Consider the following 13,934-nt stretch of genomic DNA (forward strand, 5'->3'; position numbering starts at 1 on the left):
CTCTCGCACTGCCTGGAGCATCTGTGCAATGAGTTCTGCCTCCCTGATGAAGACCCCTCCCGAGAGGGTCCGGCTCAACGGGGTCGTGTTCTATACATCGACCGTGTTGATTTTGTTGCTGACTGCGTTGCTGATTGCAGTCCCCGAAACCGCAGGCCTCGTACTGGGCCAGGCCCAGGAATGGCTGTCGCGAAGTTTCGGCTGGTATTACATGGTGGTGATCGGCGGCTATCTGCTGTTTGTCCTGGTCCTGGCGTTTTCGTCCTATGGCAAGCTCAAGCTGGGCAGCAAGGATGACACCCCGGACTTCAGCTACGGTGCCTGGGCGGGGATGCTGTTCTCCTCCGGTATCGGCATCTCGCTGCTGTACTTCGGTGCCTCCGAACCCCTGGATCACTACTTCAACCCGCCTGAAGGCGCGTCGGCGACCAACCTGGCAGCGCGCCAGGGCTTGCAACTGACGTTCCTGCACTGGGGCCTGCACGGCTGGGCGATCTATGCGCTGGTCGGTCTGGCCGTGGCCTACTTCGCTTACCGCCATAATCAGCCGCTGGCCTTGCGTTCGGCGCTGTACCCGCTGGTTGGCGAGCGTTGGGTCAAGGGCGCGGCCGGCCATGCGGTGGACGGTTTCGGCATGTTCGTGACCCTGCTGGGTCTGGTGACCAACCTCGGTATCGGCGCCATGCAGGTGTCTTCCGGGCTGGAGTACCTGTTCGGCATGGAGCACAGCAATACCAACCTGCTGATAGTGATCCTGGTCATGAGCACCGTGGCGACCATTGCTGCGGTGTCGGGTGTGGAGAACGGTATTCGCCGCCTGTCCAACCTGAACATCCTGCTGTTCAGCGGCCTGCTGCTGTTCGTGCTGTTCAACGGCCCGACCCTGCACCTGCTCAACAGCTTCGTCCAGAACATCGGTGACTACCTCAACGGCGCGGTGTTGAAGACCTTCGACCTGTACGTTTATGAAGGCGACGAGGCCAAGTCCGAGCACTGGCTGGGCCTGTGGACCGTGTTCTACTGGGCCTGGTGGATTTCCTGGGCACCGTTCGTAGGCATGTTCATCGCACGTATCTCCCGTGGTCGTACCGTGCGTGAACTGGTTGCTGGCGTACTACTGATTCCGTTGGGTTTCACCCTGGCGTGGCTGTCGATCTTCGGTAACACCGCACTGGACCTGGTGATGAACCATGGCGCCGTGGAGCTGGGACGCACGGCGCTCGAGCAACCATCGATGTCGATTTACCAACTGCTGGAGCATTACCCGGCGTCGAAGATCGTGGTCGGTGTGGCGATTTTTGTTGGCTTCGTGCTGTTCCTGACCCCGGCGGATTCGGGTGCAGTGATGATGGCCAACCTGTCATGCAAAGGCGGCCAGGTCGATGAAGATGCCCCGCACTGGCTGCGCATCCTCTGGTCGGTGGTGATCACTCTGGTGACGATCGGCCTGTTGTTCGCCGGTAACTTCGCCGCGATGCAGACCATGGTGGTACTGGCCGGTCTGCCGTTCTCGCTGGTGCTGGTGGTGTTCATGTTCGGCCTGTACAAGGCCATGAAGCAGGACACCCAGCTCGAGCAGGAACAAGCCGAGCTGGCAGCGCAAGTTCATCGTGATTTCGTCGAGCGTATGAGTCTGGTGGAGCTGCCATCTTTGGCTGCGCAACAGCGCTCAGGGGCACGATCTGCTGCGCGTCACGCCGAAGCGTGATCATCTGATAGCTGAGTGAAAGGGGGCCCTGTCGTTATGCGACAGGGCCCTTTTTCTTTGTGTTGTTTGTTCGGGCCCCATCGCTGGCAAGCCAGCTCCCACAGGGTTCAGCTGTGCTCCAACCATTGCCAGACACGACGTAACCTCTGTGGGAGCGGGCTTGCCCGCGATAAGGTCCGAAGGACCTTCCTGCAACCTCGAATCCAACCCAAATCCCAGGCACAAAAAAGGGGGATCGCAATCCAGTGCGATCCCCCTCCGAGAGTATATGGGCTTAACCGAGATTCTTGCCCAGCAACGCGTGATACAGCTCGCTGTCGCCCAGTATCCCGACAACACGGTTGTTGTCTTGCAGGACCAGCTTGTTGCCGGTCTGGTAGCGGATCTGCAGTGCGTCGCGCATGCCGATGTTGGAGTCCACCAGGGTAGGACGACGACCGAGGCCTTCGACAGCCTGGCCTGGTACCCAGTTCTGCAGATCGAGGCTGTCGCCGCCCTGGCGTGCACCCTTGATGGTCTGGTCTTTGGTCAGGTCCAGCCAGGAGTCGACGCCCGGGTCGATGCAGACCGAACCATTGATGCGTTTGCAGTTGTCCAGCGTGCGCATCAGGCTGCGGCCGCACAGCACGTTCAGTGGGTTGGTGTGGGCAACGAAAGTGCGGACATATTCGTCGGCCGGGTTGAGCACGATTTCTTCGGGCTTGCTGTACTGGATGATCCGGCCGTCTTTCATGATGGCGATCCGGGTGCCCAGTTTCAGGGCCTCATCGAGGTCATGGCTAACGAAAACGATGGTCTTTTGCAGCTTGCGTTGCAGTTCCAGCAATTCGTCCTGCAGACCCTGGCGGATCAGTGGGTCGAGTGCCGAGAAGGGTTCGTCCATCAGCAGGATATCGGCGTCCATCGCCAGAGCACGGGCCAGGCCGACCCGTTGTTGCATGCCGCCGGAGAGCTCATCGGGTTTCTTGTTGCGCCATTGGGTCAGGCCAACCAGTTCGAGTTTTTCATCCACCAGTCGACGTCGCTCATCGGCTGGGCGGCCCTGCATTTCCAGGCCGAAGCTGATGTTCTCGCGAACAGTCAGCCAAGGCATCAGGGCGAACTTCTGGAACACCATGGCGATACGCTTGGTGCGCATCATTTTCAGTTCTGCCGGTGTGCACGAGGCGATGTTGATCTGCGATCCTTCATGTTCGACGAACAGCTTGCCACGGCTGACCGTGTTCAGGCCGTTGATGCAGCGCAGCAGGCTCGACTTGCCCGAGCCGGACAGGCCCATCAGTACGCAGATTTCGCCTTTGTTAATGTCCAGGCTGGCTTTTTCCACGCCAACCACCAGGCCGGTCTTCTTCAGAATCTGTTCACGCGTGAGGCCCTGGTCGAGCAGGCTCAGGGCCTCACGCGGTTTGTTGGAGAAGATTACGTCCACCTCTTCGAAGCGAATAATGCTCATGCTTCACCCCTCACCTGTACATCGGGTTGTTTGCAGATTCGGTCGAGCATGATCGCCAGCAATACGATCGCCAGGCCTGCTTCGAAGCCCAGGGCGATATCGGCAGTGTTCAGTGCATTGACCACGGGTTTGCCCAGACCATCGGCACCCACCAGCGCCGCGATGACCACCATCGACAGCGACAGCATGATGCATTGCGTGACACCGGCAGCGATGCTGGGCATGGCATGGGGCAGTTCGATACGTGACAGCAGTTGCCGGCGCGAGCAGCCAAAGGCCTTGCCGGCGTCCAGCAGCTCTTGCGGTACGTCGCAGATGCCCAGGTAGGTCAGGCGGATCGGTGCGGCGATGGCGAAGACCACCGTCGAGATCAGGCCAGGTACCACACCCAGGCCGAACAGGGTCAGGGTCGGGATCAGATAGACGAAGGTGGGTACGGTCTGCATCAAGTCCAGGACCGGACGCATCATTGTGTAGAACATCGGCTTGTGCGCCGCGACAATGCCTAGCGGCACGCCGATGGCGACGCAGACAAAGGTTGCAAACATCACCTGGGCCAGCGTCTCCATGGTTTCTTGCCAGTATCCCAGGTTGAAGATCAGCAGAAACGACAGCACGCAAAAAAGGGTCAGACCCCATTTACGCTGAATGAAGTGGGCGATCACCGCGATCAGGCCGATCAGGACGAAGGGGTTGAACCAGGTCAGGGCGCCGGTGACGCCGTGAATCATAAATTCCAGTCCTTGCGCGATGGCATCGAAGTAATTGGCGCCGTTTTGCGTCAACCATTCAACGAATCCCGCGATGTACTGGCCCAGAGGTATTTTTTGATCGATCAGCATGATAGTGAACGTCCACATGCGAGAAGATGGATTACGGATCCAGGCGGGTGACCCCGCCTGGAGTCAGTGTTTACTGCGAAAGCTTGGCTTTGACGGCCTCCAGGCCCGGTTTGCCATCAATGGTCGTGACGCCCGCCAGCCAGGTATCGAGCACCTGCGGGTTCTTTTTCAGCCAGGCCTTGGCTGCAGCGTCGGGCTTCATCTTGTCGTCCAGGATGTTGCCCATCAGTGAGCTTTCCATGTTCAGGGTGAATGACAGGTTTTTCAGCAATTGGCCTACGTTGCTGCATTCCTGGGTATAGCCCTTGCGGGTATTGGTGTAGACAGTCGCCTGACCGAAGTTGGGGCCGAAATAGTCATCGCCGCCGGTCAGGTACTGCATCTTGAAGCGGGTGTTCATCGGGTGCGGTTCCCAGCCCAGGAAAACCACGTCTGTGCCACGGCGGGCGGCACGGTCTACCTGCGAGAGCATGCCGGCTTCGCTGGACTCGACGACCTTGAAACCTGCCGTCTTCAATCCGAAAGCATCTTTATCAATCATACTCTGGATCATGCGGTTGCCGTCGTTACCCGGCTCGATACCGTAGATCTTGCCGTCGAGTTCTTTCTTGAATTTGGCGATGTCGGCGAAGTCATGCAGTCCCTTGTCGTACAGCGCCTGCGGAACGGCGAGGGTGTACTTGGCGTTTTCCAGGTTGGCGCGCACGGTTTCCACGGTGCCGGCATCGCGGTACTGCTTGATGTCGTTTTCCATGGTGGGCATCCAGTTACCGAGGAACACATCCATGTTTTTGCCGTCAGCCAGGGACTTGTAGGTCACCGGGACAGAAATCATGGTGGTCCTGGCCTTGTAGCCGAGGGATTCGAGCACGACGCTGGTCACTGCCGTGGTAGCGGTGATGTCGGTCCAGCCGACATCGGAAAAGTTTACGGTGCTGCATTGTTCCGGCTCGGCGGCCTGGGACAGCACCGGCAGACTCAGCACTGCGGCCAACAACAACGAGGGTGAACCTTTCATGAATTGACTCCTTGGTGTTTTTTTTGGCGGCTCTCCCGAAGGCTGCCGCACTTATATTTGGTTGCGGTTGGAGGCGAGGCAGAGCAGTTGGATAACTGCACTGGGCAGGTGCCTTGCAATCGAGTCGAGACTGATCATGTAACAGGGAAAATCAAACGCCTACAGGGTGCGTCGTATCCAGTACAGACAGAGTCGCATCCAGTGTCGGTGAGGTCGTTTACAGCTTTTTTGCACGCTGCAAACGCGATTCCTGGCCATCTGTACCGCCTGAAAACGGCCAAAAAACGCCGCAACGACTGGGCGGCGTTAGTGGGCAAGAGTGAGTCGGTTGCAGACGTAAGGCACCGCGACAAAAGACTGATGATGCGCGCATCCCGGCGGATTGCTCTTTCAGCGTAGCAGCTCCGTCACCCGGTGCTGCGGCGCCGGGAGTCAGTCTATTCAGGAGGTTCGCGGTAATGGCCATCAGCGTGTTTGACCTGTTCAAAATCGGCATCGGCCCTTCCAGTTCGCACACCGTCGGGCCCATGCGCGCTGCTGCGCTGTTCGTCCAGGGGCTGCGCGAACGCGATGAGTTGAATCGCGTACGTCGCATCGAAGTGCGCCTGTACGGCTCGCTGTCAGCCACCGGCATCGGCCATGGCAGCGACAATGCCGTGATCATGGGCCTGATGGGCGAGTGGCCCGACTCCATCGACCCGACGACGATCGGCCTGCACATCGCTACCCTGCGTGAAACCGACACCTTGCAACTCGATGGCCGCCTGCCGGTGCCCTTCGTCTGGCAGCGTGACATGCTCCTGCTCGACGAAAACCTGCCTTACCATCCCAATGCCATGACCCTGATCGCCGAAGGCGAAGAGGGTGAGCTGCACCGCGATACCTACTATTCGGTCGGCGGCGGCTTTGTCGTCGATGAGGCCCAGGCTGCCAGCGGCGTGCTGGACGCGGACAACACCGTGCTGCCCTACGACTTCAACAGCGCGGTCGAATTGCTTGAGCTCTGCCAGCGCCACAATCTGCGCATCTCGGAACTGATGCTGGCCAATGAAAAAGTCTGGCGTAGCGAGGCAGAAATCCGCGCGGGTCTGATGACGCTCTGGCGGGCAATGCAGGACTGTGTCGAGCACGGCTTGAGGCACGAAGGCATTCTCCCGGGCGGGCTGCATGTTCGGCGCCGCGCAGCGAAGTTGCACCGCAGCCTGCAGGAGCTGAACAAGCCCAACGTGATCGGATCGACCCTCAGTGCCATGGAATGGGTCAACCTGTTCGCCCTGGCCGTCAACGAAGAAAACGCTGCCGGAGGGCGCATGGTTACCGCACCCACCAATGGTGCGGCAGGCATCATCCCGGCGGTGCTGCACTACTATATGAAGTTCAGCGACGAGGTCAGTGAAGCCAATGTCGTCGACTTCTTCCTGGGCGCGGCGGCGGTCGGCATCCTCTGCAAGAAGAACGCGTCGATTTCAGGTGCCGAGGTGGGCTGTCAGGGCGAAGTCGGTTCGGCCTGCGCCATGGCTGCAGCGGGCCTTGCCGAGGTGCTCGGAGCTACCCCTGAGCAAGTGGAGAACGCAGCGGAAATCGGCCTGGAGCATAACCTGGGACTGACCTGTGATCCTGTGGGCGGCCTGGTGCAGGTGCCGTGCATCGAGCGCAATGCGATTGCGGCGGTCAAGGCCATCAACGCTGCGCAGATGGCCTTGCGCGGTGACGGCAATCACTTCATCTCGCTGGATAGGGTGATCCGCACCATGCGCGACACCGGCGCCGACATGCACGACAAATACAAGGAAACCTCACGTGGAGGCTTGGCGGTCAGCGCCATCGAGTGCTGACAGGCGCATAGCACTCCCTGCGCCTTTATTGCCCACATTGCGATGAGCGCGCTGCCTTTTGGCGCGTTTGATCGACTGACCCTTCCCCGTCAGCGGTTGGTCGCTTCCAGTGCGACCGACCGTTGATCCCCGTGCCAGGGGTGACACTCGCGCATGTCGTTTCCTGACATCGTACACACAAGTGCTACCGAACTGCCCATCTCCTTGCTGCAAGCCGACTGGCCCGCGCCTTTGAGCGCGGAAGCGACATCCTGTGTCGTGCCCAATCAGACGCCGCGCGACGTCGTTTTCAGGAGTTATTGAATGCCCATTCAAATTTAGGCATGGCATTTGCGTTGTGTTTGCAAAGCCCGCTTACAAAAGAGGGCAATAACAAGAGCCTGCGCCTGAGGCCATCACCTGCTTTGTGTGAGGAGATACCGCGATGACGTCGTACAACTCCGGGGCCCAACCCCAGAACCGCACGCCACAATCCATCGGCTTTCTGCTGCTGGATAATTTCACGCTGATTTCCCTGGCCTCGGCGGTCGAACCGCTACGGATGGCCAACCAGTTGTCCGGCCGTGAGTTGTATCGCTGGACGACCCTGAGCGTGGACGGCGGTCAGGTCTGGGCCAGCGACGGTCTGCAGATCACCCCGGATGCGTCCATGCACAAAGCCCCGGCCATGGACACCGTGATTGTCTGCGGCGGCATCGGCATTCAACGCACCGTAACCCGCGAACATGTGACCTGGCTGCAGAGCCAGGCGCGCCAGTCCCGTCGCCTGGGCGCGGTGTGCACCGGCAGTTGGGCATTGGCCTGTGCCGGCCTGCTCGACGGATTCGATTGCAGCGTGCACTGGGAATGTCTGGCGGCCATGCAGGAAGCTTTCCCGCGGGTGGCCATGAGCACTCGGTTGTTCACCCTCGATCGCAACCGTTTCACCAGCTCCGGCGGTACTGCTCCGCTGGACATGATGCTGCACCTGATCAGCCGTGATCACGGTCGTGAGCTGTCGGCGGCCATCTCGGAAATGTTCGTCTATGAGCGCATTCGTAACGAACAGGATCACCAGCGTGTTCCGCTCAAGCACATGCTGGGCACCAACCAGCCGAAGCTGCAGGAAATCGTCGCGCTGATGGAAGCCAACCTTGAAGAGCCGATCGACCTGGATGAATTGGCCGTGTATGTCTCGGTTTCGCGTCGCCAGCTCGAGCGTCTGTTCCAGAAATACCTGCACTGCTCGCCATCGCGCTACTACTTGAAACTGCGCTTGGTCCGGGCGCGGCAATTGCTCAAGCAGACACCAATGTCGATCATCGAAGTGGCTTCGGTGTGTGGCTTCGTTTCCACCCCGCACTTCTCCAAGTGCTACCGCGAGTATTTCGGTATTCCGCCACGGGATGAGCGCGTAGGTTCCAACACCGCGCAACAAGTGGCGATGATGCCGATTCCGCAGGCACTGGTGCTTTCGCCGCTTTCGGGGCCGATGTCGGCTTTGAGTCAGGCGCGCAACGAGTCGACTTTCGCCAGCGTTCGCCTCTGACTACTCGTTCCCACACTCTGCGTGGGAATGCATCCGCTGACGCTCCGCGTCGACGCTGGAGCGTCTTTCACGGCATTCCCACGCGGAGCGTGGGAACGAGGTGGCGATCGAGGGCGAAGCGCTCGTTCTCAGGCGCGCTTCTGTTGCTTGTACTGCGCCAGCGCCGGCAACAGCTGCCTATCAATCGCCTGGCGCACCGCCGGCAGGATCGTCGCATTACCGGTAAGCATCTGCTCAACCATACCCTTGAGTGCCTTGGCTCGAGCATCGCTCAACCCCCGCACTGCGCATTCGCAGGCCTGGTCAGCGGTGGCGCCTGCCGGCATTTCGAAACCCAGGGCTCTCAGTTGGCCGAGCAGGTCATCCTGGTCAATCAAATCCGCGTGCATCATGGCGCTTATCCTTGTTCAGGGAGGGAGGGCGTGGCTCGATTCTGGTGTCGCCCGGCGGTGTCGGCAAGGGCGAATTGTCGCAATGGCCGAGATACCTATGAACAGGTCGTTTTCGGCTAAATCGGTGGTCGGGCTTGGGTGCACACTGGCGTCAAGCATGTATCGAGAGGGTTTGGTCACCCACTCTGTGCGGCGTGAATTGCTCACACCTCGGCCTCGGTTTTGTCACGGCTTAACCGGGGTCTTTTTTTGCCTAAAAAAAGACATCGCCAGCAAGAGATAGCCCCTGTGGGAGACAACCACTGTGGGAGCTGGCTTGCCAGCGATGCAGGCGACGCGGTTTGTCCGATTCACCGAGGTGATGCTATCGCTGGCAAGTCGAGTCGTCGCACCGCAGCTCCCACAACATCAGGCAGGCAGTGCAATCACCCGACCAACGTATTCGGGTTTGGGCAGGTCGCTCTGCTCGGCAACAATGGTCGCCAAGCGCTCCAGCGCCACCTCGCCGAACGGTGCCGAACGCGGCCCCGCCAGGTCCACATGCAACAGCATCTGTTCATTGGCCGCCAAGGGCTCATCGAAACCTTTCAAGTGCAGACTGTGATACAGGTGCAGACGCTTGCGGTCATGGCCGATGACCTGGGTGCGCACTTCGACCTCGGTCCCCAGCTTCACCTCATGCAGGTAATTGAGGTGGCACTCCAGGGTGAACAGTGAATTGCCGCTGGCGCTGCGGTTGTCGCTGTCCAGGCCAATGCGATCCATGAAGGCATCGGTGGCATAGCTGAAAATCAACAGGTAGAAGGCATCGCGCAGATGCCCGTTATAGTCGACCCAGTCCTTCAGGACTGGGGTTTGGTAGGTGATCAGAGCAGGCATGTCGCAGGTCCGCCTTATTCGTTGAAGGCCATGCCGTGCTTGGCCTTGGTGGTTTTGACCGCTTCGAGCACGGCCATCAGGCAGTCGTCGCGATAGCGTTCCAGTGCGCTGATGCTGTGGCGGCCCAACTGTTCGCTGGTGCCGTCGACCACATCGTCGATCAGCTTGTCGGTCAGTTCCGGAGCCGGCAGGTAAGTCCAGGGTAGCTGCAACGCCGGGCCGAATTGCGCCATGAAATGGCGCATACCGGCGTCGCCTCCGGCCAGGGTGTAGGTCAGGAACGTCCCCATGAACGACCAGCGCAAGCCGGCGCCGAAACGGATCGCGTCATCGATTTCGCCGGTGGTGGCGACACCGTCATTGACCAGGTGCAGCGCCTCGCGCCAGAGCGCTTCGAGCAGGCGGTCGGCGATGAAGCCAGGTACTTCCTTGCGTACGTGCAAGGGGCGCATGCCCAGCGATTCGTAGACTTTGATCGCTGCCTGGATCGCCTCGGGGGCGGTCTGCTTGCCACCGACCACTTCGACCAGAGGCAGCAGGTAAACCGGGTTGAACGGGTGACCGACCACGCAACGTTCCGGGTGGGTCGCTCCCTCGTAGAACTCGCTTGGTAACAGCCCGGATGTGCTCGAGCCGATCAGTGCATCGGGCTTGGCCGCGGCGCTGATCTTGCTGTGCAATTCCAGCTTCAGCTCCAGGCGCTCCGGGGCGCTCTCCTGGATGAAATCCGCATCCTTCACGCACTCTTCGATGGTGGCGACAAAGCGCAGGCGATCCTGCGAAGCGCCGGGCGCCAACCCCTGTTTCTCCAGTGCACCCCAGGCATTGGCAACGCGTTTGCGTAAAGCGGCTTCAGCGCCAGGCGCCGGGTCCCAGGCCACCACGTCCAGGCCATGGGCGAGGGCGCGAGATACCCAGCCACTGCCGATTACGCCACTGCCCAGGGCTGCGAAGGTCTTGATCTCGGTGATAAAGGTCATCATGAATTCCTGAATGAGTAAGTGACGGGATCAGCGGCGGGTCAGGTTCATCTTGGTGCGGCCTTCGGCGGGCGTCAGGACGCGGGCACCCAGGCGGCTGAGGATTTCCGTGGCGCGTTCGACCAGTTGGCCATTGCTGGCCAGCACACCGCGATCGAGCCAGAGGTTGTCTTCCAGGCCAACCCTTACGTTACCGCCGAGCAATACCGCCTGGGCGGCCATTGGCATCTGCATGCGCCCGATACCGAAACCGGCCCAGGTCGCGCCCGCAGGCAGGTTGTCGACCATGGCTTTCATGGTGGTGGTGTCGGCCGGCGCGCCCCATGGGATGCCCAGGCACAGTTGGAACAGCGGGTCGTCGAGCAGGCCTTCCTTGATCATCTGTTTGGCGAACCACAGGTGACCGGTGTCGAAGATTTCCAGTTCGGCTTTCACGCCCAGTTCGGTGATGCGCTTGGCGCCGGCGCGCAGCTGTGCCGGGGTGGACACATAGATGGTGTCGCCGTCGCCGAAGTTCAGGGTGCCGCAGTCCAGGGTGCAGATTTCCGGGAGCAGTTCTTCGACGTGGGCCAGGCGGGTCAGCGGGCCGACCAGGTCGGTGTTGGGGCCGAATTCCATGGGGCTCTCGCCCGGGCCGATCTCCAGGTCGCCACCCATGCCGGCGGTCAGGTTGACGATGATGTCCACGTCGGACTCACGGATGCGTTCCATCACTTCGCGGTAGAGGGCGACGTCGCGGCTGAACTTGCCGGTCTCGGGGTCGCGGACATGGCAGTGCACAACGGTGGCGCCAGCCTTGGCGGCTTCCACCGCAGCGGCGGCGATTTGTTTGGGCGTGATCGGGACAAGATGACTTTTGCCCGTGGTATCGCCAGCACCGGTCAGTGCGCAGGTGATGATGACGTCGTGGTTCATGTTCGGGTTCCTTCAGGCTCGGTTTTCAGGGCGTACTTGTCCATTCCGCAGCCGAGGGTGGCTGCGGATGTGCGAAACGGTCGGCTTATGGGTTGGTTGTCAGATTCAGGTTTTCGGCTGCGGGCTTGCCGTCGAAGGTGGTCACGCCTTCAAGCCAGCGCTGCTTGTCCTGAGGGTGGTCCCTGAGCCACTGCTTGGCCGCTTCCAGCGCGTCCTTGTGGTCGAGCAGCGGTTGCATCATCCGGCTCTCGTCTTCGGCGGTGAAGCTAAGGTTAGTCAACAACTTGTTGGCGTTCGGGCAACGGCTGGCGTAATCCGGGGAGGTTACGGTCCAGACGGTGGCCATGCCTTCGTTCGGGCCCAGGGCATCGTCGCTGCCGGTGAGGTAAGTCATCTTCTGGTTGACGTTCATCGGGTGCGGCGCCCAGCCGAAGAAGACGATGGCTTCGTTGCGTTTCACGGCGCGGGTCACCGCCGAGAGCATGCCTGCTTCACTGGATTCGACCAGCTGGAACTTGCCGAGGCCAAACTGGTTCTTGGCGATCATTTCCTTGATCTGGGTATTGGCACCCGAACCCGGCTCGATGCCGTAGATCTTGCCGCCCAACTCTTTCTCGAACCTGGCGATGTCGGCAAAGGTCTTCAGGCCCTTGTCAGCCAGGTAAGTAGGGACCGCCAGGGTTGCACGGGCGTCCTTGAGGCTCGGTTCGGCAAGTACCTTGACTTGCTTCTGATCGACGAAGGGGGTGATGGTCTGGGTCATCAGCGGGTTCCAGTAGCCCAGGAACATGTCCAGGCGCTGGTCGCGGATGCCGGCGAAGATGATTTGCTGGGAAGCACTGGTTTGCTTGGTTTTGTACCCCAAGCCGTCGAGCAATACCTGGGTCATGGAGCTGGTGGCAATCACGTCGGTCCAGTTCACCACGCCGAGGCGTACATTCTGGCATTCGGCGGGTTCGGCGGCGACGGCGCTGTTGCTGAGGATCGTGGTACCGGTGAGCATCAGCAGACAGCAGCTGATCAGTCTTTTCATGATGGCTCCTCTAACGGCAGTTCTAATTGTTATAGGGGGATCGGTGTCTGAGCACCGTGAGGTCAAATTACGCAGTAAAAACGACAGGAAATCGCACTGCGGCGACCAGCACTTGCACAGTGGCGACCTGAGGGTTATTAACGGGAGTATTCCGTGCGCTCTGCAACGTCTTCAGCGAGTCCAGCGAATGTCTCAAGACTTCTACTTTCTGTTGCTGCCTGGCTTTTCGGCCATTGGTTTCATTTCCGCCGTGGAGCCGCTGCGCGTGGCCAACCGTTTTCGTGGCGAGCTGTACCGCTGGCATGTGCTGAGCCTCGATGGCGGGCCGGTACTGGCGAGCAATGGCATGTCGGTCAATGCCGATGCCGCACTGGAAAACCTGCAAAAAGGGGCGACCTTGCTGGTGGTCGCCGGATTCGAGCCGCTCAAGACGTATTCGCCCACACTGCATCATTGGTTGCGTCGCCTCGACCATGAAGGCGTGACCCTGGGCGGTATCGATACGGGCAGTTTCATACTGGCCGAGTCCGGGTTGCTCGATGGCTACCGGATGACCCTGCACTGGGAAGCATTGGATGCCTTCAAGGAGTCTTATCCGAAGCTGGAGGTCACGCAGGAACTCTTCGAAATCGATCGCCGTCGCATCACGTCGGCCGGAGGGACGGCCTCGATCGACTTGATGCTCAATCTGATCGACCAGGCCTACGGCCCTGAACTCGCGATCCAGGTCTCTGAACAATTCGTGCTGGGCCGTATCCGTCCGCGTCAGGACCACCAGCGCATGCAGGTGGCTTCACGCTATGGCATCAACAACAAGAAGCTGGTGCAGGTAATAGGCGAGATGGAGCAAAACACCGAGCCGCCGCTGAGCACCCTGGCCCTGGCCGAGTCGATCAATGTTACTCGGCGTCAACTTGAGCGGCTTTTCCAGCTGCACCTCAAGGACACCCCTCGCAACTTCTATTTGCGCCTGCGTCTTGAAAAGGCCAGGCAGTTATTGCGCCAGACGGACATGAGCGTGCTGGAAGTGAGCATCGCCTGCGGCTTCGAGTCGCCGTCCTATTTCACCCGCAGTTATCGGGCGCGGTATGCGCGATGCCCACGGGAGGACCGGCATCGGGAACGGGGGGAGGTCGTTGACTAACGTCATTGTATTTTTTGTTTTTTATAATTGTGCCCATGGAAAACGTTTGCGCACTCATGGAAGAAAGCGCTTTTAACGGGCTTTTCACCGGTTTTTGACGTTTGCTTCGTTACGGTTAAATCCGCTACAAGCGTTTAAAGTTTCATCTGAATTAAATTCAAGATGCTGGCGTTGTTATTAACACTGCCGGTCGCATGCTGTCGTCCG

Annotated in this window: 12 protein-coding genes; 4 read left to right on the plus strand and 8 right to left on the minus strand. The window is 59.9% G+C overall.

What is annotated here, in order from left to right:
- The first annotated feature begins 85 nt into the window (after positions 1-85).
- Positions 86-1,708: a BCCT family transporter gene (locus tag F2S13_RS13325; protein WP_178119011.1), complete on the plus strand. Its 1,623-nt coding sequence runs from the start codon at positions 86-88 to the stop codon at positions 1,706-1,708.
- Positions 1,709-1,982: 274 nt separating this feature from the next.
- Here the strand turns inward: F2S13_RS13325 and choV are convergent, their stop codons facing one another.
- The 3 genes from choV to F2S13_RS13340 all read right to left on the minus strand — a co-directional run bounded on the left by choV (position 1,983) and on the right by F2S13_RS13340 (position 5,021).
- On the minus strand, positions 1,983-3,161 hold the full coding sequence (gene choV, locus F2S13_RS13330) for a choline ABC transporter ATP-binding protein (protein ID WP_166361465.1): 1,179 nt from the start codon (positions 3,159-3,161) through the stop codon (positions 1,983-1,985).
- The gene (gene choW, locus F2S13_RS13335) at positions 3,158-4,006 is read right to left on the minus strand and encodes a choline ABC transporter permease subunit (protein WP_178119012.1); all 849 of its coding nucleotides are present in this window, start codon (positions 4,004-4,006) and stop codon (positions 3,158-3,160) included. Before choW ends, choV begins: the two co-directional genes overlap by 4 nt.
- A 67-nt stretch (positions 4,007-4,073) precedes the next feature.
- Positions 4,074-5,021 carry a choline ABC transporter substrate-binding protein gene (locus F2S13_RS13340; protein ID WP_166361469.1) on the minus strand — a complete coding sequence of 316 codons (948 nt, stop codon included), beginning with the start codon at positions 5,019-5,021 and terminating at the stop codon, positions 4,074-4,076.
- A gap of 458 nt (positions 5,022-5,479) precedes the next feature.
- Between F2S13_RS13340 and F2S13_RS13345 the strand changes: the two genes are divergently transcribed.
- Together F2S13_RS13345 and gbdR are read left to right on the plus strand one after the other, a co-directional pair.
- Positions 5,480-6,856, plus strand: a complete 1,377-nt coding sequence (locus tag F2S13_RS13345) for an L-serine ammonia-lyase (RefSeq protein ID WP_166361471.1) — start codon at positions 5,480-5,482, stop codon at positions 6,854-6,856.
- Between the two features lie 424 nt (positions 6,857-7,280).
- Positions 7,281-8,384: a choline metabolism transcriptional regulator GbdR gene (gene gbdR, locus F2S13_RS13350; RefSeq protein ID WP_166361473.1), complete on the plus strand. Its 1,104-nt coding sequence runs from the start codon at positions 7,281-7,283 to the stop codon at positions 8,382-8,384.
- 128 nt (positions 8,385-8,512) lie between these two features.
- Here gbdR and F2S13_RS13355 read toward each other — a convergent pair whose 3' ends face one another.
- The 5 genes from F2S13_RS13355 to choX all read right to left on the minus strand — a co-directional run bounded on the left by F2S13_RS13355 (position 8,513) and on the right by choX (position 12,583).
- On the minus strand, positions 8,513-8,776 hold the full coding sequence (locus tag F2S13_RS13355) for a hypothetical protein (protein ID WP_166361475.1): 264 nt from the start codon (positions 8,774-8,776) through the stop codon (positions 8,513-8,515).
- Between the two features lie 408 nt (positions 8,777-9,184).
- The gene (locus F2S13_RS13360; protein ID WP_166361477.1) at positions 9,185-9,655 is read right to left on the minus strand and encodes a thioesterase family protein; all 471 of its coding nucleotides are present in this window, start codon (positions 9,653-9,655) and stop codon (positions 9,185-9,187) included.
- Between the two features lie 14 nt (positions 9,656-9,669).
- On the minus strand, positions 9,670-10,635 hold the full coding sequence (locus F2S13_RS13365) for an L-carnitine dehydrogenase (RefSeq protein WP_166361479.1): 966 nt from the start codon (positions 10,633-10,635) through the stop codon (positions 9,670-9,672).
- Between the two features lie 30 nt (positions 10,636-10,665).
- Positions 10,666-11,550 carry a 3-dehydrocarnitine:acetyl-CoA trimethylamine transferase CdhC gene (gene cdhC / locus F2S13_RS13370; RefSeq protein WP_166361481.1) on the minus strand — a complete coding sequence of 295 codons (885 nt, stop codon included), beginning with the start codon at positions 11,548-11,550 and terminating at the stop codon, positions 10,666-10,668.
- 85 nt (positions 11,551-11,635) lie between these two features.
- On the minus strand, positions 11,636-12,583 hold the full coding sequence (choX, locus tag F2S13_RS13375; protein ID WP_166361483.1) for a choline ABC transporter substrate-binding protein: 948 nt from the start codon (positions 12,581-12,583) through the stop codon (positions 11,636-11,638).
- 187 nt (positions 12,584-12,770) lie between these two features.
- Here choX and F2S13_RS13380 point away from each other — a divergent pair, with 187 nt between their 5' ends.
- The gene (locus tag F2S13_RS13380; protein ID WP_166361485.1) at positions 12,771-13,727 is read left to right on the plus strand and encodes a GlxA family transcriptional regulator; all 957 of its coding nucleotides are present in this window, start codon (positions 12,771-12,773) and stop codon (positions 13,725-13,727) included.
- Positions 13,728-13,934: the final 207 nt, after the last annotated feature.

Origin of the sequence: Pseudomonas akapageensis (assembly GCF_011355085.1) — a bacterium.
Lineage (GTDB): Bacteria > Pseudomonadota > Gammaproteobacteria > Pseudomonadales > Pseudomonadaceae > Aquipseudomonas > Aquipseudomonas akapageensis.

Excerpts from the sequence above, each read along its gene's own strand:
- F2S13_RS13360 (WP_166361477.1), bottom strand. The coding sequence starts at position 9,655 with ATGCCTGCTCTGATCACCTACCAAACCCCAGTCCTGAAGGACTGGGTC.
- F2S13_RS13380 (WP_166361485.1), top strand. The coding sequence starts at position 12,771 with ATGTCTCAAGACTTCTACTTTCTGTTGCTGCCTGGCTTTTCGGCCATT.
- cdhC (WP_166361481.1), bottom strand. The coding sequence starts at position 11,550 with ATGAACCACGACGTCATCATCACCTGCGCACTGACCGGTGCTGGCGAT.
- F2S13_RS13345 (WP_166361471.1), top strand. The coding sequence starts at position 5,480 with ATGGCCATCAGCGTGTTTGACCTGTTCAAAATCGGCATCGGCCCTTCC.
- choV (WP_166361465.1), bottom strand. The coding sequence starts at position 3,161 with ATGAGCATTATTCGCTTCGAAGAGGTGGACGTAATCTTCTCCAACAAA.
- choX (WP_166361483.1), bottom strand. The coding sequence starts at position 12,583 with ATGAAAAGACTGATCAGCTGCTGTCTGCTGATGCTCACCGGTACCACG.
- gbdR (WP_166361473.1), top strand. The coding sequence starts at position 7,281 with ATGACGTCGTACAACTCCGGGGCCCAACCCCAGAACCGCACGCCACAA.
- F2S13_RS13340 (WP_166361469.1), bottom strand. The coding sequence starts at position 5,021 with ATGAAAGGTTCACCCTCGTTGTTGTTGGCCGCAGTGCTGAGTCTGCCG.
- F2S13_RS13355 (WP_166361475.1), bottom strand. The coding sequence starts at position 8,776 with ATGATGCACGCGGATTTGATTGACCAGGATGACCTGCTCGGCCAACTG.
- F2S13_RS13365 (WP_166361479.1), bottom strand. The coding sequence starts at position 10,635 with ATGACCTTTATCACCGAGATCAAGACCTTCGCAGCCCTGGGCAGTGGC.